The organism is Micromonospora sp. CPCC 205546, from assembly GCF_036902715.1.
Classification (GTDB): domain Bacteria; phylum Actinomycetota; class Actinomycetes; order Mycobacteriales; family Micromonosporaceae; genus Micromonospora.
Map to the genome: position 1 here is coordinate 37,393 of NZ_JBAKHL010000023.1, position 18,339 is coordinate 55,731.

The 18,339-nt window shown below is 73.6% G+C and carries 14 protein-coding genes and 1 pseudogene; 9 read left to right on the plus strand and 6 right to left on the minus strand.

Annotated elements, in window-relative coordinates:
• The first annotated feature begins 43 nt into the window (after positions 1-43).
• The 4 genes from V6U77_RS13755 to V6U77_RS13770 all read left to right on the plus strand — a co-directional run bounded on the left by V6U77_RS13755 (position 44) and on the right by V6U77_RS13770 (position 4,972).
• Complete coding sequence (locus tag V6U77_RS13755) at positions 44-2,416, plus strand: acylase (protein ID WP_334606693.1); 2,373 nt, start codon at positions 44-46, stop codon at positions 2,414-2,416.
• A 330-nt stretch (positions 2,417-2,746) separates the two neighbouring features.
• Positions 2,747-3,892 (plus strand): hypothetical protein, encoded by a 1,146-nt coding sequence (locus V6U77_RS13760; RefSeq protein WP_334606694.1) that lies wholly within the window; start codon positions 2,747-2,749, stop codon positions 3,890-3,892.
• A 59-nt stretch (positions 3,893-3,951) separates the two neighbouring features.
• On the plus strand, positions 3,952-4,389 hold the full coding sequence (gene yidD / locus V6U77_RS13765) for a membrane protein insertion efficiency factor YidD (protein WP_334606734.1): 438 nt from the start codon (positions 3,952-3,954) through the stop codon (positions 4,387-4,389).
• Positions 4,390-4,483: 94 nt separating this feature from the next.
• On the plus strand, positions 4,484-4,972 hold the full coding sequence (locus V6U77_RS13770; RefSeq protein ID WP_334606695.1) for a WapI family immunity protein: 489 nt from the start codon (positions 4,484-4,486) through the stop codon (positions 4,970-4,972).
• Between the two features lie 81 nt (positions 4,973-5,053).
• Here V6U77_RS13770 and V6U77_RS13775 read toward each other — a convergent pair whose 3' ends face one another.
• From V6U77_RS13775 to V6U77_RS13795, 5 genes and pseudogenes are all read right to left on the minus strand, one after another.
• On the minus strand, positions 5,054-5,506 hold the full coding sequence (locus V6U77_RS13775; RefSeq protein ID WP_334606696.1) for a SitI3 family protein: 453 nt from the start codon (positions 5,504-5,506) through the stop codon (positions 5,054-5,056).
• A 14-nt stretch (positions 5,507-5,520) separates the two neighbouring features.
• Entirely contained in the window at positions 5,521-5,919 is a 399-nt protein-coding gene (locus V6U77_RS13780) for a hypothetical protein (RefSeq protein ID WP_334606735.1), read from the minus strand.
• A gap of 201 nt (positions 5,920-6,120) precedes the next feature.
• A pseudogene (locus tag V6U77_RS13785) lies at positions 6,121-6,639 on the minus strand (DUF6244 family protein); the annotation flags it as partial.
• A gap of 63 nt (positions 6,640-6,702) precedes the next feature.
• Complete coding sequence (locus tag V6U77_RS13790; protein WP_334606697.1) at positions 6,703-7,170, minus strand: VOC family protein; 468 nt, start codon at positions 7,168-7,170, stop codon at positions 6,703-6,705.
• Positions 7,171-7,400: 230 nt separating this feature from the next.
• Positions 7,401-7,844 carry a MarR family winged helix-turn-helix transcriptional regulator gene (locus V6U77_RS13795; protein WP_334606698.1) on the minus strand — a complete coding sequence of 148 codons (444 nt, stop codon included), beginning with the start codon at positions 7,842-7,844 and terminating at the stop codon, positions 7,401-7,403.
• 79 nt (positions 7,845-7,923) lie between these two features.
• Between V6U77_RS13795 and V6U77_RS13800 the strand changes: the two genes are divergently transcribed.
• Together V6U77_RS13800 and V6U77_RS13805 are read left to right on the plus strand one after the other, a co-directional pair.
• Positions 7,924-9,156, plus strand: coding sequence for a multidrug effflux MFS transporter (locus V6U77_RS13800; protein ID WP_334606699.1), 1,233 nt, complete (start codon positions 7,924-7,926; stop codon positions 9,154-9,156).
• A 105-nt stretch (positions 9,157-9,261) separates the two neighbouring features.
• Positions 9,262-10,467, plus strand: a complete 1,206-nt coding sequence (locus V6U77_RS13805) for an aminoglycoside phosphotransferase family protein (RefSeq protein WP_334606700.1) — start codon at positions 9,262-9,264, stop codon at positions 10,465-10,467.
• A gap of 99 nt (positions 10,468-10,566) precedes the next feature.
• Here V6U77_RS13805 and V6U77_RS13810 read toward each other — a convergent pair whose 3' ends face one another.
• A complete protein-coding gene (locus V6U77_RS13810; RefSeq protein WP_334606701.1) occupies positions 10,567-11,577 on the minus strand; it encodes a hypothetical protein in 1,011 nt (336 codons plus the stop codon).
• Positions 11,578-12,103: 526 nt separating this feature from the next.
• Between V6U77_RS13810 and V6U77_RS13815 the strand changes: the two genes are divergently transcribed.
• From V6U77_RS13815 to V6U77_RS13825, 3 genes are all read left to right on the plus strand, one after another.
• Complete coding sequence (locus tag V6U77_RS13815; RefSeq protein ID WP_334606702.1) at positions 12,104-17,524, plus strand: AAA domain-containing protein; 5,421 nt, start codon at positions 12,104-12,106, stop codon at positions 17,522-17,524.
• A 70-nt stretch (positions 17,525-17,594) separates the two neighbouring features.
• A complete protein-coding gene (locus tag V6U77_RS13820; protein ID WP_334606703.1) occupies positions 17,595-17,948 on the plus strand; it encodes a type II toxin-antitoxin system RelE/ParE family toxin in 354 nt (117 codons plus the stop codon).
• Positions 17,945-18,244: a helix-turn-helix domain-containing protein gene (locus V6U77_RS13825; RefSeq protein WP_334606704.1), complete on the plus strand. Its 300-nt coding sequence runs from the start codon at positions 17,945-17,947 to the stop codon at positions 18,242-18,244. The genes V6U77_RS13820 and V6U77_RS13825 overlap by 4 nt, the downstream gene beginning before the upstream one ends.
• Positions 18,245-18,339: the final 95 nt, after the last annotated feature.

Consider the following 18,339-nt stretch of genomic DNA (forward strand, 5'->3'; position numbering starts at 1 on the left):
GTGTGAGGTTTTCACACGACTCACCGGACGGGAGGAAGTCCCGATGAGGCCCAGGCCGCTCTGCGCACTGGTCACCGCCCTCGCCACGGTCGCCACCACAGTGGTCACCGGCGTCCCGCCGGCCGCCGCACAGCACCGTGACGGCGGCTACTCGGCGGAGATCCGCCGGGCGTCGTACGGCGTCCCGCACATCACCGCCCGCACCTTCGCCAGCCTCGGCTTCGGCGTCGGCCACGTCCAGGCCGAGGACAACATCTGCGTCATCGCGGAGAAGATCGTCACGGTCAACGCCGAGCGGTCCCGCTACTTCGGCGCCGCGAGCCCCACGGACGCGAACGTGCGCAGCGACCTGTTCCACCGCAAGGCGATCGACGACCGCATGGCCGAGCGACTGTTGCAGGGTCCCCGCGACGGCGTGCACTCCCCGTCGGACGAGATCCGCGACCAGATCCGCGGCTTCGTCGCCGGCTACAACAGCTACCTGCGCCGCACCGGCGCGGCGAACCTCACCGACCCGGCCTGCCGGGGCAAGCCGTGGGTGCGCCCGCTGACCGAGCTGGACATGTGGCGTACGAGCTGGGCCAGCATGGTGCGGGCCGGCTCCCGGGCGGTGCTCGACGGCATCGTCGCCGCCGCCCCGCCCACGGGTCCGGCCGCCGTCCTCGACGCCCCGGGCGCCGCGGCGGTCGTCGCCGCCCGCGACGGCGCGCCCGCCGGGGTGGGCAGCAACGCGTACGGGCTGGGCGCGCGGGCCACCACGCACGGCGGCGGGATGGTGCTTGCCAACCCGCACTTCCCGTGGGAGGGCGCGGAGCGCTTCTACCGGATGCACCTGAAGGTCCCCGGCCGCTACGACGTGGAGGGCGCCGCGCTGGTCGGCGACCCGATCATCGAGATCGGGCACAACCGCACCCTCGCCTGGAGCCACACCGTCTCCACCGCCCGCCGCTTCGTCTGGCACCGCCTCGCCCTGGTCCCCGGCGATCCCACCTCGTACTACGTGGACGGCCGGGCCCGGAAGATGACCACCCGTACGGTCACCGTCCAGGTGCCCGCCCCGGGCGGCGGCACAATGCCGGTCAGCCGCACCTTCCACGACACCCACTTCGGGCCGGTGGTCGTCGTCCCCGGCACCTTCGACTGGACCACCACCGCCGCCTACGCGATCACCGACGTCAACGCCACCAACAACCGCGCCTTCGACGGCTGGCTGCAGATGGGCCGGGCGAAGACGGTACGCGAGCTGAAGCGGGTCCTCGACCGTTACCAGTTCCTGCCCTGGGTCAACGTGATCGCCGCCGACGCCCGTGGCGAGGCGCTCTACGCCGACCACTCGGTGGTGCCCCGGGTCACCCACGAGCTGGCCGCGGCCTGCATCCCCGCGCCGTTCCAGCCGCTCTACGCCTCCAGCGGCCAGGCCGTCCTCGACGGCTCCCGGTCGGCCTGCGCGCTGGGCCGCGACCGGGACGCGGCGGTGCCCGGCATCCTCGGCCCGGCCCACCTGCCGGTGTCGTTCCGCGGCGACTACGTGACCAACTCCAACGACAGCCACTGGCTGGCCAACCCCCAGGCGCCGCTGGAGGGCTTCCCGCGCATCATCGGCAACGAGCGCACCGAGCGCAGCCTGCGTACGCGTCTCGGCGTGGAGCAGGTGCGGGAGCGGCTCGCCGGCACCGACGGGCTGCCCGGGCGGGGCTACACCACGTCCCGGCTCTGGCAGACGGTCTTCGGCAACCGCGCGTACGGCGGTGAGCTGCTGCGCGACGACCTGGTGGCGCTGTGCGCGGCGAATCCCACCGCGACCGCCTCGGACGGGACGACCGTCGACCTGCGCGGCGCGTGCGCGGCCCTGAGGGGCTGGGACCTGCGCGTCGACCTGGACAGCCGGGGCGCGCACCTGTTCACCGAGTTCGCCCTGTCCGGCGGCATCCGGTTCGCCGACGCGTTCGACGCCGCCGACCCGGTGCACACCCCGAGCCGGCTGAACACCGCCGACCCGCGGGTGCTCACCGCGCTCGCCGACGCGGTCCGCAAGCTCGCCGGCATTCCGCTCGACGCGCGGCTGGGCGACATCCAGACCGAGCCGCGCGGCGACCGGCGCATCCCGATCCACGGCGGACGCGCCGAGGCCGGCGTGTTCAACATGATCATCGGCCCGCTGGCGCCCGGCGTCGGCTACCCGAAGGTGGTGCACGGCTCGTCCTTCGTGATGGCCGTCGAGCTGGGCCGCGACGGCCCCTCGGGGCGGCAGATCCTCACCTACTCCCAGTCGGCCAACCCGAACTCGCCCTGGTACGGCGACCAGACCCGGCTCTACTCGGGCAAGGGCTGGGACACCGTCAAGTACACGGAGGCGCAGATCAAGGCCGATCCGAACCTGCGCACCTACCGGGTGGGGGAGGGCCGCCGCCACTGACCCGCCACGCGTCGCGCCCGCCCGGTCACCGGTGACCCGGCGGGCGCGACCGTTCCCGGCTGCGTGGTGCGGGGGTGTGCGCTGGTCTCCTTTCAGGTCTTGGTACGAACCGGCCCCTCCAGGGGCCCTCTCGTACCAAGATCTCCACGACTCGCCCTGTGCCGGCGGACACGCCCGACGGATGCTGGTCGCCTCGACGAAATCCTCCTCTCGTCCGAGTTCGCCCGTCGTTCGGTCAATTTGCCCCGTTACGGCGTGTCCCCGCAGGGCGTTGTCGCAGTTGACAGCTGTGACACCCCGGTTGGTGGCCTGCGCGGCGAAGGAGTCGGCGTGGCAAGGACTGATTCGACGGGTTCCACGTGGCGGTACCGGTGGGTGCACCGGCAGAACGAACGGCGGCGGCGGGAGTTCCGCAGCGCCGACAAGGCATGGCGACGACGCGACGACGAACTGCGCCGCCTGCGTACCCTCGCCGAGGATTTCCAGGGCTCGGCCGCGGCGGGCGCCGGCCTGCCCTTGGAGCTCGCGCCCGACGAGGTGGTCTTCTGGGTGCTGCCGGCCGCGCAGCTGGTGGAGGTCCGACACGCCACCGTGCTGCCCGCGCCCGACCTGACGGTCGCTCCGACGGCCGCGCCGCCGCGGCCCCGTCGGCCCGACGGCATCCGGGTCGCCGACGCCGGCATGGCGGTGATCACCAACCGCCGGCTGGTGCTGCTCGGCGGCCGCGGCCGGCGCGACTGGGCGTACGGGAGGATGACCGGCCTGGCCCACGACCCGCACGCGCCGGTCACCCTGATGCAGGTGCTGGACCGGCGGCGCACCTCCGGGCTGATGCTGCCCGCCGACGTCGCCGCCGACTTCCGGTTCAAGCTGACCCTGGCCTTCGCCGACGCCATCGAGCAGCGCGGCGCGGTGCTCGACCAGCTCGACGAGGCGATCGCCGAACACGCCCAGCTCAAGCCGTTCCGGCCCCAGATCGCCACCCCGGCGCAGGCCCGGCACTTCGCGTTCGTGCCCGGTGGCCGGCGCACGGTGGCCGTCGCCGCCGGCATCGCCCTGCTGGTGCCCGCCGCGCTGCTGGACACCGACCCCTCCGACCCGGCCGGGCCCGAGGTCGCCGTCGCCGCCACCCCCGCGCCCGACTCCGTCGCCCCGCCGGTCGCCCTCCCGGCGGCGCGGGCGAAGGCGCCGCCCGCCGCGTCGAAGCCGCGCCGCGGCACCACCGCGCCCACGCCGACGCCCGCCCGCGAGCGGCTCTGCGGGGCCCCCACCAACCCGATGGGGTACGACTTCTGCGGCGGCGAGCGTATCCGCAAGCCGGCCGTCGAGGTGTGCGACTGGTTCGACTGCGTGCCCGAGTTCTGGGCCGGCCGGGGCTACCTCGTGCAGTGCGGGGACGGCTCGGTCAGCCTCACGGGCGGGCGGCGCGACGCCTGCGCCGCACACGACGGAGTGCGCCGCACCGTCGGGCGCTGACCGTTCGGCGGCCCCGGCCGTGCCGGCCGAGGATTCGCGGGTGGCGCGGCCGGCGCATGATGTTTCCTGTGATCTACCTGAAGGGCGACCGGCGTCGCAAGAAGAAGAAGGACTACTTCGACAACTGCGACGCCTGCAACTGCAACATGCCCAGCTGCGACCTGCCCTGCTGCGACCTGGGGCTCTTCTCGTTCCTGCTCACCCTCGGCGCGCTGTTCGCCCGGCTCGTGGCGCCCGGCCGGGCGTCGACGACGCCGACCGCTGCCGTCGGGCGGGCACCGCTGGTGGACCGGGCCGGGCGGGCCGCGATCCTGGGCTACCGGCGCTGGCTGTCGCACCGCTGGCCCGGGCAGTGCCGCTTCACCCCGACGTGCAGCGTGTACGGGCTGGCCGCCGTCGAGCGGTACGGGCTGGCCGTCGGCGGGCGGCTGGCCGCCGATCGGCTGCGCCGCTGCCGACCCGACGTGCCGCGCGGCACCCACGACCCGGTGCGCTGACCGGGCACTGAGGATCCGGTGTCGCCCACCGCCGAGGCACCCTGAGGTGCGCGGATACCCGATCCGCGCCCTCGGGATCGGCCATGATGGCAGCATGGAGATCCGCTCCGACGACGGCGCCCGGGTGAGGATGCGGCCCGTGGGCTACCAGCCGGGGGTCGAGCCGCCGGACGACCCGGACGAGGCGGCGGACTGGGACGACTGGCTGCTCGTCGAGACCGACGCCCGCACCGCCGACGGGCAGGCCTGGTCGCACCTCGAACCCTGCCTGACGATCACCGAGGCGTACGTGCTGGCGGGCTGGCTGCGGCAGCAGGCCGAGACGACCGGCGACCCGGCGGAGCCCTCGGCGGTGGCGCGCTTCACCGAACCGAACCTGGCCTTCCGCGCCCGGGTGCTACGCCGCCGCCGGCTGGCGCTGACCGTGGAGTTCGCGTACGAGTCCCTGCCGCCGTGGATGCGGCGCCAGCCGCCCGGCGCGGTCTACCCGCTGACGCTCACCGTCTCCGCCGACGCCCTCTCCGTGGCCGCCGAGCAGTGGGCGCGGGAGGCCGACGCGTACCCCCGCCGGGTCGCCTCCTGACTGACGCGGACCCGGCCGGGAACCTGCACGGTGCTGCCGGCGGTGGTGTGCGGGCCCTTTCCCGTCGCCCGGGCGCGGCGGCTACGGCTGGACGATCTGATCGTCCGCCTCATGGTGGCTCCACCACGTCGGGCGGTGTTTGCGCAAGCTCCCCGCGACGCGGGTCAGCAGCAGCAGGTCGTGGTTGAACAACAGGGCCGCGTCCTCGGTCCGTTCGTTCAGAACCCGGGCAGTGGTCGCCAGCACGTTGGGGATCCCCTTGTCGACCAGGACGTCCTTGCGCATGTAGAAGCCGATGTCGACGTACGTTTCCGGCTCCCACACCCACAGCGAACCATCGTCGTCTTCGGCCTCGTAGTAGCCGTGACGGCCCCCGGTGATGTCGACGACGAATCCACATTCCTCGTTGAGTGCGGAGGTGAGCATGCGGTTGCCGGACACGGTGCGCGTCTCGACGGCGTTCGGTGCGGCGAGCGGGGCCACCTCGTCGAGAGCGATCTCGCCTGCCAGCATCAACTGGAACTCAACAGCCATCCGCAGTCACTCCCTCAATTCCCCCGTACGATCTGCACGATCACACCGCTCCGCTGCACCGCCACAAGTTCCTTCAGTCTGGACAGGGGCCAGTCGTCGAACTGCTTCTGGAGGGCGGCGAGGTCCCCTGTCCAGTCCTCCAGGTTCAGCACCACGCGTTGAGTCTGCCCCTTCTCGACCTTCTCCGAGACCGCGGCCCAGATGCCGCGCACCGTCTTCGGGGGAGTGGGAGAGTAACAGTCGAACACGTGGCCTTCGATCAGGTAATCCGGAGTCTTCTCCGGATTACCCGTGTCGCCGGCAATGAGCCTGCCTGCTGCGATCTCCGACTTGGTGGGGTTCTGGTGGATCCGATAGCCCCGGTCGGCGATCGTTTCAGCGCACTCGTTCTCCAGTTCCAGTGCACGTCGCACCTCGTCATCCGACTTGGGAGGAACCCTGGTCGGTGCTCCCGTCGGCGATCCTCCGACGACACCGCTGGGCTTTCTGTCCCAGGGCGAGGTTGGGCCGAGGCCGGTGCGGGCGGCGGCTGCACCGGTCGCGGCTGACGGGCGATCGATGACGGCAGAGACCGGGTTCGCCGGTGTGGGGCCACCAACCGCGATCACTCTCTCGGTGGCCCCGAGTTGTCGTACCTCGGCGATTGCCGACTCGACGATCTGCCGGGCGGTGTTGGTGCGCTGCGCCACTGGTAGCAGGACCTGCCTGACCCGCTCCAGAGCGTGTATCAGTGGCCCAGGCTGCCCGCCGTGCAGGATCACGGCGACGACCTGCTGTGCCCATCCGATGCCGGCGATGGATTTGCCCACCGCGTCACGCGCGCGGTCAACCGCGCTCATTACGGTTTGCAGTACGGCAACCGCTTCCGCGGGCGTGGCCTCGTGGGGCAGGGCTGCGATGGCTCCCGCCGCCGCGGTGATCGAGTCGGCGAAATCTGTCAGGGCACCGTGAAGTTCCGAAATCCTGTCGCGTACGCGGACGGTGCCTGCCGCCACGGCGGTGAAGCCGCCCATCGCGGCCCGCATGCCAACTTCCTGCGCTCTCCTGTCGGCGGCGGCCGCCAACCCTCGCGCTCGCTCGACGCCTGCCGACAGCGCGCGTAGCTCGCTGTCGATCTTGCCCAGGTGCAGCATGCGAGCGGTGCCCTCCGATCGAAGTCGGTCGAATTGCCGGGCAACCTGGGCGACGGCCCCGTGTCACTCCGTGTCCCTGTCACCTTCCACGTGCTCCGCGCGCCGGTCGAAGTCGGGGACGGTGAGTGAGCCGTCGGGGCCGAGGGGGAGGCCCGGGTTCCAGGCGATCTCCCAGACGTGCCCGTCGGGGTCGGTGAAGCAGCCGGCGTAGCCGCCGTAGAAGGTCTCCCGTGCCGGTACGGTCACCCGCGCCCCGGCATCGGCCGCCGCCGTCAGCAGGTCGTCGACCTCGTCCCGGGAGCGGACGTTCTGCGCCAGCGTCATCCCGCCGAACCCGCCCCCGGCCCCGTCGTGGACACCGGCGTCGGTGGCCAGCTTCTCCCGCCCCCACAGCACCAGCGCCAGGCCCCCGGCCTGGAAGAAGACGGTCTCCTCGACCTCCTGGCCGCGCCAGCCGAGCCGTTCGTAGAAGGCGCGTGCCCGGGCCACGTCGGCGACGCCGAGCGTGACGAGGCTGATCCGCTGTTCCATCACCCGACGATCCTCCACGTGAGACCCGGCACCGTCCACCGTCACCGTCCACCGTCACCGTAGCGGCGAGACCGTGGCCCGGGCTGGGCTGCGATGGCCGGGTCCGTCCCAGCTGAGTAGTCAGGTTGGCGCTGTCACGATCGGGCGAGCGTCCGCGGACAGGGCGGCAGGCGGGACCACGGTGGCGCTTACGCCAACAGCCGACCTTGCCAACCTGACCAGATTGTCGATCATGACGCCATCCGCCGGCTGACGGCGAGGCGGCGCAGGGCCGGGACGGCGGCGAGCAGCGCCTCGCGGTCGGGGCCGTCCAGCTCGGCCAGGGCGGCGGCGAGCAGGTCGCGCCGGTGCCGCCCGTACGCGGCGATGCGTTCCCGCGCCGTGTCGGTCAGCTCCAGGCGGATGGTGCGCCGGTCGGCCGGGTCCCGTTCCCGGTGCAGCAGGCCGGCGGCGGTCAGCTCGCCGACGAGGGTGCTGATCGTGTTCGGCGCGGTGCCGAGCCGCTCGGCGGCCTCGCGCACGCCGATCCCCGGGTGCCGCTGCACCAGTCGCAGCACCTCCACCTGGGCGTCCGGCAGGGTGGTGCGCCCGGCCCGCTGGCTGGCCGCGCGGCGCAGCATCCGGTGCAGGTCGCCGAGCGCCCCGCCGAGCTGGTCGACCGTCTCGTCCGTCACAGTCAGGCCCTTCGTCGACGGGATAGCTCTGTAGTCAGAGCTATCGTATGCGGGCCGAGCCGCCATCGAGGGGACCGCCATGCCGCACGCCACCGCGCCGCCCGTCCGTCCGGACGAGCGCGTCGCCGCGCCCACCGGGCGGGCTGCCGTCGTCCTGCTGGTGCTGCTCGGCACGCTCACCGCGTTCGGGCCGCTCTCGCTGGACACCTACCTGCCGGCGTTCCCGGAGATGACCCGCGACCTGTCCGCCAGCCAGGCGCAGATCCAGCTCTCGCTCACCACCTGCCTGATCGGCATGGCCCTCGGCCAGTTCGTCACCGGCCCGCTCAGCGACCGCTTCGGGCGGCGCCGACCGGTGCTGGTGGGCGTGGCCGTGTACACCCTGCTGTCGCTGCTCTGCGCGGCCGTGCCGACGGCCGAGACCCTGGCGGCGGCGCGGCTCGCGCAGGGCTTCGCCGGCGGCATGGGCGTGGTCGTCGCCCGCGCCGTCGTTCGCGACCTGTACTCCGGCCGCGAGGCCGCGAAGTACTTCTCCCGGCTCATCCTGGTCTTCGGCATCGCCCCGATGGCCGCGCCCGCCTTCGGCAGCCTGGTGCTGCGCTTCGGGGACTGGCGTACCGTCTTCGTCGCCCTCGCGGTGATCGGCGCGCTGCTCGCCGCCGCCGTCGCGTGGCGGCTGCCGGAGACGCTGCCCGCCTCGCGGCGCAGCACCGGCGGCCTCGCCGCCACGGCCGCCGCCGGCCGCTCGCTCTTCGCCGACCGGATCTTCCTGGGGTACGCGCTGGCGCAGGGCCTCGCCTTCGCCGCGCTGTTCGCCTACATCTCCGGGTCGTCCTTCGTCTTCCAGGACGTCTTCGGCGTCTCGGCCGGCGCGTTCAGCCTCATCTTCGGCGTCAACGCGTTCGCCCTGGTCGCCGCCGGCCAGCTCAACGCCCGCCTGCTGGACCGCTTCGAGCCCCGTACGCTGCTGCTGCGCGCGCTGGGCGTGGGCCTGCTGGCCGCCGCCGTCCTGCTCGCCGGCGCGCTGCTCGGCAGCCTGCCGCTGGTCGCGGTGGCGCTCTTCGTCTTCGTCGGCTCGCTCGGCCTGGTGATGCCGAACGGCACCGCGCTGGCCCTGGACCGCCACCCCGCCCACGCCGGTACGGCCGCCGCGCTGCTCGGCACCATCCAGTCGCTGGTGGCGGCGATGGCCGCGCCGCTGGTCGGGCTGGGCGGCGAGGGCAGCGCCGTCCCGATGGCCGTGGTGGTGGTCGGGGCGGCGGTCGCCTCCCTCGCCGTCATCGGCACCCTCGCCCGCACCCGCCGCCCCTGACCGCCCCACCGGCCCCTGGCGGCCCGCCGCCCGGCGCTGACCGCCTGGCGCGCGTCCGCCGTTAACCCCTCGTCCGGGCCGGGTGGCCGGCGGTAGCGTGCCGGCGTGTCCCGAACCGTGACGCTCGTCCTGGTCGATGCCGCCGGCACCCCGCTGGGCGCCCTGCCGCCGTTCGACGTCCCGTCGCCCTGGTGGCAGGAGGTCGCCCCGGTGGTGGCCGAGGCCCGCCGGCGGTACGGCGTCGAGGTGGCCGTGCTCCGCCTGCTGACCGGCGACGCGCCGCAGCCGATGGGCGGCACGGTCACGTACCTCGCACAGGTCGACGGCCCACCCGCCACGCCGCTCGTACCGGCGAGGCTCGACCTGCCGGCGGACCCGCTGCGCGCCCCCTACGCCGAGCCCGGCGGCCCGGCGCGCAGCCTCGCCTGGGCGAGGGCCGAGCTGCGGCGGCTCGGCCGCCCGGCGGAGACCGCCGCCCAGCAGCGCACCTGGAACCTGTCGGCGGTCTGGCGGCTCGACGGGCCGGGCGGCACGGCCTGGCTGAAGCAGGTGCCACCGTTCTTCCGGCACGAGGCCGCGGTGCTGCGCTGGCTCGGCCGGGCCGCGCCGGGGAGGACGTCGACGCTGCTCGCCGACGACGGCGACGGCCGGATGCTGATCGCGCACGTGCCCGGGGAGGACCGCTACGGCGCGCCCGTGGAGGAGCGGCTGGCGATGGCGGCCGGCTTCCACCCGGTGCAGCCGCGGTCCGTCCCGGACGCGGCGGAGCTGGTCGCGGCGGGCGTGCCCGACCTGCGCGGCCCCGCCCTGCCGACCTGGATCCGCGACCGGCTCGCCGGCTACGACACCTCCCCGGTGGAGTCCCTGCTGGCGGGCCTGGAGGCGCGGCTCGACGAGGTGCGCGGGTGCGGGCTGCCGGACACCCTCGTGCACGGCGACCTGCACCCCGGCAACGTGCGCGCCCACGCCGGCCGGCACGTGGTCATCGACTGGGGTGACGCGTTCGTCGGGCACCCGGCGTTCGACGCGCTGCGGCTGGCGGAGGGGCTTGCGGACGACGTCGCCGCCCCGGTGCTCGCCGAGTGGTGCGCGCGGTGGGGGGCCGACGTGCCGGGGTGCGCGCCGGAACGGGCCGTGGAGCTGCTGCGGCCGGTCGCGGCGCTGCGGATGGCGGCCGTGTACGCGATGATCCTCGACGGCATCGAGGCGAGCGAACGGGTCTACCACGCGACCGACGTCGACACCTACCTCGAGCGGGCGCTCGCGCAACTCGGGCCGGCGGCCTCCGACGACGGCTACGCCGTCAGGTGACTTCGCGTCCAGCTCGGGCGTGGGCTACGTGGGTTCGTAGGGAGACACGTCCGCGTCGGGCAGGTCGCCGTGCCGGATGCCGGTCACCGCACCATGCCGTCAGCCGGCCGTGACACCACCCTTGTGCTGTTCGCCCTTGGTCACCCTGGCCGCGCGGCCTCGGTAGCCGATGGCGCCCTCGCCCACCCGCTGGTACGTGCCGACGAAGGCGTCGCCGGGACCGGTGAACGCGACCGTTCCGATGTTGCCGCGCTTGTCGCGCCAACTGGCCCTGGTCAGCGGCGACGAGTCGGCGCCGATCGCGAGGACGATCTCGCTCGAGCGGTGCCAGCCGCCGCCCCACCCCTCCTCCGTCTTGTACGAGCGCCTCGCCACGGCGGCGTCGGGGTGATCGGCCCGCCACCGCCCGGTCAGCTCGCCCCGGATCTCACAGGGAGCCTCCGCGCCAGCCGGTCGGCACCAGCCGTAGAAGGCGTCCAGCTCGGCGGTGAGGGTGACCGCGTACTCCGCGCCGGAGGCGTCCGCCCAGGCGAGGTCGGCCAGCAGGCTCTGCTCGCCCCGGTCCACGTACACGGTGATGTCCGGGCCGGGCTGCCGCCGGCGGCCCCTGGCCGGCAGGATGCGGGTCGCGTACCGGAGCACCGGTTCCTCGGCCTCGCGTTGGTCCATGGCCCGCGCGGAACGGCCCCGGTCGAACACCGCGTCGATGGTGATCCGGTTGAGCCAGAGCACGCTGCGGGCGTCGACGGCGGTGACGAGCCGGAGCGTGTTGGCGCCCGGCCGCAGCCAGCCGGCGGGTACGACGAAGTCCATCTGCTGGAAGAGGTCGCCGCCGCCGGGAATGCGCCAGCCGTGCACCAGGCACCGGTCGTTGACGGTGATGTCGAGCGGTGCGAACCCGACCGTGCCGCCCGACCTGGCCACCAGCGCCACGATCCCCAGGGTGGCCTCCCCGCCGGCGTCCGCCGCCGGAACGTCGAACGTCAGCTCCACGCAGCCGTCGGCGTCGAGCGTGAGATGCCCCCGGGTCGGGGTGCCGCGGTCGACGCGCAGGACGGCGTTCGCGGTCACCGCCGATCTTCCGGCGAAGGCCACATAGGTCGGTTGCATCGCGCGATGCTATCCGCCCCCGCAGGGGCAGCGCTCACCCCAGATTGACGCCCTCGTCGTCCGCCGGGCCGGGGCCGTCCGGCGGGTCGACGGGGAAGCGGGAAGCAGCCAGGGGTGCGGGCTGTCGCCTCTCCGACAGTGCCGCCGGGCGGAGCGCACCGGGCCCGATCAGGAACGGACGCTGCGATGGGGTTGTCGTCGTGTCGCAGGTGGATCGGCCGCCCCCGCTGAGCAGGGGAACGGGGTAATGGGGGCAACTGGCTCGCACATGGGCAATATCGACTCGGCAGATGATTGACGGCGGGAACAGGTGAGCCGACGCCGGCCGATCGGTGGAACCTCGGGGGTCCCGCTGGTGGGACTCTTGCGGGTAGGGTCCGGGGACCCGCCGGTGGGGAGGTGGGCGCTGTGCGTCAGCGCGGACGGGAGCGACTGCTCGTGCGACGAGCCCGCCGGCCGATCTCCTGACGACAGGTCGGTTCGGCCTCGCCGTGGCAGGTCCATCCACCAGAACCAAAGGTGCCACATGCTTTCCCGCTCCACGTCCTCCACGGAATCGCCCGCACTGATCCGGGACCGGGCCACCTCGCTGGTCGAGTACCTGATGGCCGTGCGGGCGCAGATGGAGAAGCCGGCCCGGACGGTGCCCACCGACGACGCCTTCTGGCAGCACGACCTCCCCGCGCACGCCGACTGCGAGGTGGGCGTCTCGGCCGACGGCGCAAGCTGGCTGCGGGTCGGCCTGCCCGCCGCCACGAGACCGATCAGGACGCCCGCGGAGTTCGCGCCGTACCTGGCAGGTGGGCCGTCGTACGAGGCCGAACCCCGGCTCGCCGGCGACGAGGAGACGATCGAGAGGCTCCGGGAGCGGTTCGCGCAGTGGCGGGAGCGGGAGTGGCGCCCCTGGGCCGACCAGACCCGGCGTACGGAGGCGACGCGGCAACTGCACCGCAGCCTGTTCGACCTGAAGCACCGCGTCGACATGGCCGCCGCCACCCACGAGCTGGTGTGGGGCCACGGCGTCATCCGCACCGACGTCGCCGGGCACCGGGTGCAGTACCCGCTGGTGGTGACGCCGGTCGCCATCGAGTTCGACGCCGACCGGTCGATGGTCACGGTGGTGCCGCAGGGCGCGCCCCGGCTCCAGACCGACCCGCTGACGGGCCTCGACGAGCGCTACCTCGGTCAGCTGCTCGCGCTGGCCGGCTCCGGCGGTCAGCTCGACCTCGACGTCTGGCACGAGGACGACCGGGTCGAGTTCCTCGAGCGGGCGCTGCGCCGGCTCGGACACGACCCCGTCGTACGGCACAGCGGCGCGCCGGCCCCGAGCGGCCCGCACGTCCACGACACGGGCGTGCTCTTCGTCCGGCCCCGGCAGCGGATGCTGCGCCGCTTCCTCGAGGAGCTGCGCGCCCGGCTGCTCGCCGGTGACACCGCGAGCATCGGCTCGCTGGCCGCGATCCTGGCCCACGAGCCGAGCCGGCTGGAGATGCCGCAGGACCAGCCGGCCCGGTGGACGCCGCTGGGGGAGCGGCTGCTCATGCCGCTGCCGACCAACGAGGCGCAGGAATCCATCGCGCGCCGGCTCGCCCAGCACCGCAACGTCGCCGTCCAGGGGCCGCCCGGCACAGGCAAGACCCACACCATCCGCAACCTGATCTGCCACCTCATGGCGCACGGCAAGCGGGTGCTCGTCGTGGCGCAGAAGGAGGACCCGCTGCGGGTCCTGCGCGACGGCCTGCCCCGGGAGATCCAGTCGCTGTGCCTGGCGGTGCTCGGCCGCTCCACCGACCAGCTCGTGCAGCTGCAACTGGCCGCCCGCGAACTCTCCGACCGTGGGGCGACCCTCGACAAGCGGGGCGAGCAGCAGCGCGTCGACCGGCTGCGCCGCCAGCTCGAGGAGGCCGAGCGGGACCTCGGCCAGGCCCTCGGCGGCCTGCGGACCATGGCCGAGAACGAGTCCGCGCACTACGAGATCGACGGCATCCGGCTGTCGCCGAGCGACGTCGGGAACTGGCTGCGCGAACGGGCCGACCGCTACGGTGACATCCCTGACGCCGTGGCGCCGGACGCGCCCGCGCCGCTGGGCGCGGACGAGTTCACCGAGCTGCTCGACGTCGCCCGGCGTACCGTCCGGCAGGACCGCACCCAGGCGCTGCGGCACCTGCCCACGGCGGCCGAGCTGCCCGCGGCGGCCGCCGTCCTGGACGGGCGGCGCGAGCTCGCCGCCGCCCGCGAGGAACTCGACCGGCTCGCCGCCGCCGGGGTCGTCCTGCCGGAGGTACGGGCGTTCGGCCGGCCGGCGCTCGACGACCTCGTCGGCCAGCTGCGTCAGGCGCTGACCCTGCTCGCCGGCCGCGAGGGCGCGTGGACCGACCGGCTGGCCACCCTGCTGCAGGCCGACCCGAACTGGCAGACCATGTGGCAGGACCACGTCGCGGCCTGCCAGCGCGCGCTCACCGAGCTGACCGCGGCGGCCCGGACGCTGGCCGGCAACCAGGTGAGCGTCCCCGAGGCGCAGCTCGCCGAGCCGCGCCGCCTCCTCGCCCAGCTCGGCGAGCTGCGGCAGCGGTTCGCGACCGGCAAGGGCGTCAACCGGCTCTTCCAGGGCACCCTGGCCCGGCTCGCCGCCGAGTGCCGCATCGACGGCGAGCCCCTGCGCACCACCGAGGACGTCGACGTCGTCGTCGCGTACGTCACCCGGCTGCGGCTGCGCCAGGAGCTGAACACCCGGTGGACCGAGTGGCGGCAACTGCTCGACCTCCCCGCCGACCTCGGCGACCAGCCCGACCTGTGGGCCGGCCGGCTGCTCACCGACGCCGCCACCGCACTCGACTGGGACCGCAGCCGCTGGCCCACCCTGCACGCCACCGTCCGCCGCCTGGTCCCCCGGGCCGAGCAGGCGGTCGACGTACGCCGGCTGACCGCCCTCACCGAGCTGGTCACCCGGTGCGCGACCGTGTTCGACCACGACCGGCTCGTCGCCGACGAGCGGACCCTCGGCACGGTGCTGCAGGAGGGCATGTCGCGCACGGACGCCAGCGAGCTGTGGCGGCTGCTCGACCAGAGCCGCCAGCGCGCCGACCTCGAAGGCTGGGACGGCATCCTGGCGGAGGTACGCCGGCTCGCCGCGCTGCGCCCCGACGCGCGACGCTTCGCGCAGCTCACCGAGCGACTGCGGCCGGTCGCGCCCGGCTGGACCGCCCAGTTCGAGGACGGCACCGCCGCCGCGCTCGGCGGCACCGGGGCCGACTGCGCGCACCGCTGGCAGTGGCGCCGCGCGCAGACCTGGTTCGACGCCGTCGTCGGCAGCGTCGACCCCGACGCGCTCGGCCGCCGGATCGAGCAGACGCGGGAGCGGATCCGCCGGCTGACCCAGGAACTCGTCGTCGCCTCGTCCTGGCTGGAGGTCTCCAAGGCGCTCGACGACCGGCGCCGCGCCGCGCTCGCCGACTGGACCACCGCCCTGCGCAAGATCGGCAAGGGTACGGGCAAGAACGCCGCCCAGTGGCAGGCGCACGCCCAGCGGGCGATGAACGCCGCCGTCGACGCCGTGCCCGTCTGGGTCATGTCCGTCGACCGCGCCATCGAGCAGTTCGCGGGCGGCGCCCACTTCGACGTCGTGATCGTCGACGAGGCGTCGCAGGCGGACATGTTCTCCCTGCCGATCCTCAGCCTCGCCGAACGGGCCGTCGTCGTCGGCGACGACCAGCAGATCGGCCCGCAGCTGTCGTTCGTCGGCACGGTCACCGGCCTGATCAAATCGCACCTGGGAGACGTGCCCTCCGCCGAGCACTTCGACCCGGAGAGCAGCCTCTACGACCACGCCGTACGCCGCTCGCCCGAGCGCATCCTGCTGACCGAGCACTTCCGCTCCGTACCAGCGATCATCGGCTTCTCCAGCCAGACGTACTACGGCGGCGAGATCGAGCCGCTGCGCACCGACCGGCCCGCCGGCATCGGCGACTCCGTCATCGCCGTGCACGTCCCCGAGGGCATCCGCCAGGACCTCCCCGCGTACGGCAACGTCAACGTCGCCGAGGCCGAGGCGCTCGTCGCGCGGGTCGCCGCGATCGTCGCCGACGCCGCGTACGAGGGGCGCACCATCGGCGTGGTGAGCCTGCTCAGCACCAGCGGGCAGGCCGTCTACCTGCTCACCCGATTGCGCGAGGTGGTGGGCGAGGAGGAGATGGAACGGCGTCGGCTGCGCGTCGGCGACTCGTACACCTTCCAGGGCGACGAACGCGACATCGTGCTCGTCTCCACGGTCGTCTCCCCGCACAACGGCATCGTCTCCGCCTTCACCAAGCGCGACCATCACCGGCGGGTCAACGTCGCCGCCTCCCGCGCCCGCGACCAGCTCTGGGTCTTCCACTCCGTGCAGCCCGCCGACCTGCGCCCCGACGACGCCCGGGGGCTGCTGCTCACCTACTGCCAGAACGTCACCGCCGCCGAGGAGGCGTACGACGACCTGGAGAAGCGCTGCGACAGCGACTTCGAACGCGCGGTGCTCCGGCGCGTCCTGGGCCGGGGATACCGGCCGCTGCCGCAGTTCCGCATCGGCGGGTACCGGATCGACTTCGTCCTGCCCGCCCCGGACGGGCGGCGGCTCGCCATCGAGTGCGACGGCGACGCCTACCACGGGCCGGACCAGTGGGAGAGCGACATGCGCCGGCAGGCGGTGCTGGAGCGGGTCGGCAACTGCGTCTTCGTCCGCATCCGGGGCAGCGTCTTCAGCCGGGACCCGGAGGCGGCGCTGGAGCCGCTGTGGGAGCGCATCGCCGAGCTGGGCATCGAGACCGCGTCCCCAACGACGGCGCCGGTCATCGACGCGGAGCTATCCGAGGCGGCGCCGGTCATCGACGCGGAGGTCGTCGAGGCGGCGCCGGTCAGCACGGAGGCAGCCCGCGCGACGCCTTTCGTCGCGCCGGCCCCGGTGCCCGCCGAGCCGGTCGACGACGTTCTGCCGCCTGTGCGGCCCACACCGGCCGCGGCCGCACCACCGGCCGCCGAGTCGGCGGGGACCCCGGAGGACGGCACGGTGCCCGTGCCCGCCGGCTACCGGAACGTGGCCTGGCTGCGCCCGTACGAGGCGGTGGCCGCCCTGGACAGCCACCAGCACTGCCGCGACGTGCCGGTGCGGCACGAGGGCAAGGTGCTCGGCTGGGCCCGCTACTACGACAGCGCCTCCGCCGAGGCACGTAAGTACCGGGCGAACGTCCGCGTCGAGCGGGCACACCCGAACGGGGCGCGACTGGTCTGCTGGGTGCGCCCGCACGAGGCGAAGGCAGTGGTCGCCGCGGCGTCGATGAAGCGCGACACGCCGATCGAGGACAGCCACGGCCGGCACGCGGGCCTCGTCCAGTACTTCCCGGCCACCAGCCCCGCCGCCGTACGCTTCCGCAGCGTCACCCGGCTCCTGCGGCTGTCGGGCGGCGAGAGCCGCGACGCGCGCCAGGCCGCGCCGCCGGTCCGGCCCGCGCCCGAGCCGCGCGGTCCGGGCGAGTCACGGCCCGCACCGGCGGGGGAGGGGACGCCCGCCCGGCGGGAGCTGGAGGAGACGCTGCACCAGGCGATGGTGCGGGCGTACGACGAGAAGGACGAGCCGGCGGACGAGCCGGTCGAGGTCTCGGCCGACCGGCGGGCGCTCGAAGCCGCGTTCCACGAGGCGATGGTGCGTACGTACGAGCGGGCCCGCGACGAGGCGAACTACCACGCACACCTGCTGCTGCGGATGGTGACGGAGAAGGGCGGCCTCGCCACGGCCCGCCAGCTCCTGCACCACCCGCTGGTCTCCGACGGGTTCACGGCGCTGTGGGAGCGGGGGCGGGTGGACCTGACGGCCGAGGCGGTGGTGATCCGGCCACGCTTCCGGCCGCTCTTCACCGACGAGGAGCTGGCCATCGCCAGCAACCGGGTGGTGGACGCCTCGGCACACGCGTCCTGACAAGCAGTTCGTAACGACATGCGTGGCGCAATGCCCAGGGGAATTATCACGGTGTCATAGCATCAATGCTATGGCCTGGGGTAGCGTGGAGCTGGAACCAGAGATCCGAGACTGGCTGGAGGGACTGACCAGCGCTGACTTCGCGCGAGCGGCGTTCTATATCGACCTCCTTGCGAGTAAGGGAGTTCTGCTCGGCGAGCCGCACTCCCGGCAGCTCGACGGAAAGCTGCGAGAGCTGCGTTTCTACCTGGAGCGCGATGCGGTCCGGGTGACGTACTGGATAGCCTCCGATCGACGGATCATCCTGCTGACCGTGTTTCGCAAGACGCGTATGCGGGAGGACCGGGAGGTGGAACGAGCCCGCCGGGCGTTCGAGCGATGCGTGGCGGAGCGGCACACGGTGAACGAGGGGGCGGAGCGATGAGTGATCGCGTCGACTGGAACGACCTGCGTGACCGCCGGATGGCGGAGCCCGGAGCCGCCGAGGCGTACGAGGCGACGCGCATCGCCTTCGAGCTCGGTCAGGAAGTGCGGCATCTGCGGGAGCGAAACGGCTGGAGCCAGAGCCAGTTGGCGAGGTCTGCCGGTATGACGCAGTCCGCCGTTGCCCGGTTCGAGGCGGGCGGCACCGTGCCGACCCTTCCGGTCCTGGAGCGTCTCGCACGGGCGCTCAGCATGAGACTCGACGTCAGATTCGCTCCGGACGCCGACGCCGCCTGAGCGTTCCTTGCACGAATCGGTTCGCCGTTCCTAGGCGGCCAGGGACTCGCCCTTGAACACCTCACGGCGATGCCAGGAGATGTGCTCGATAGCGG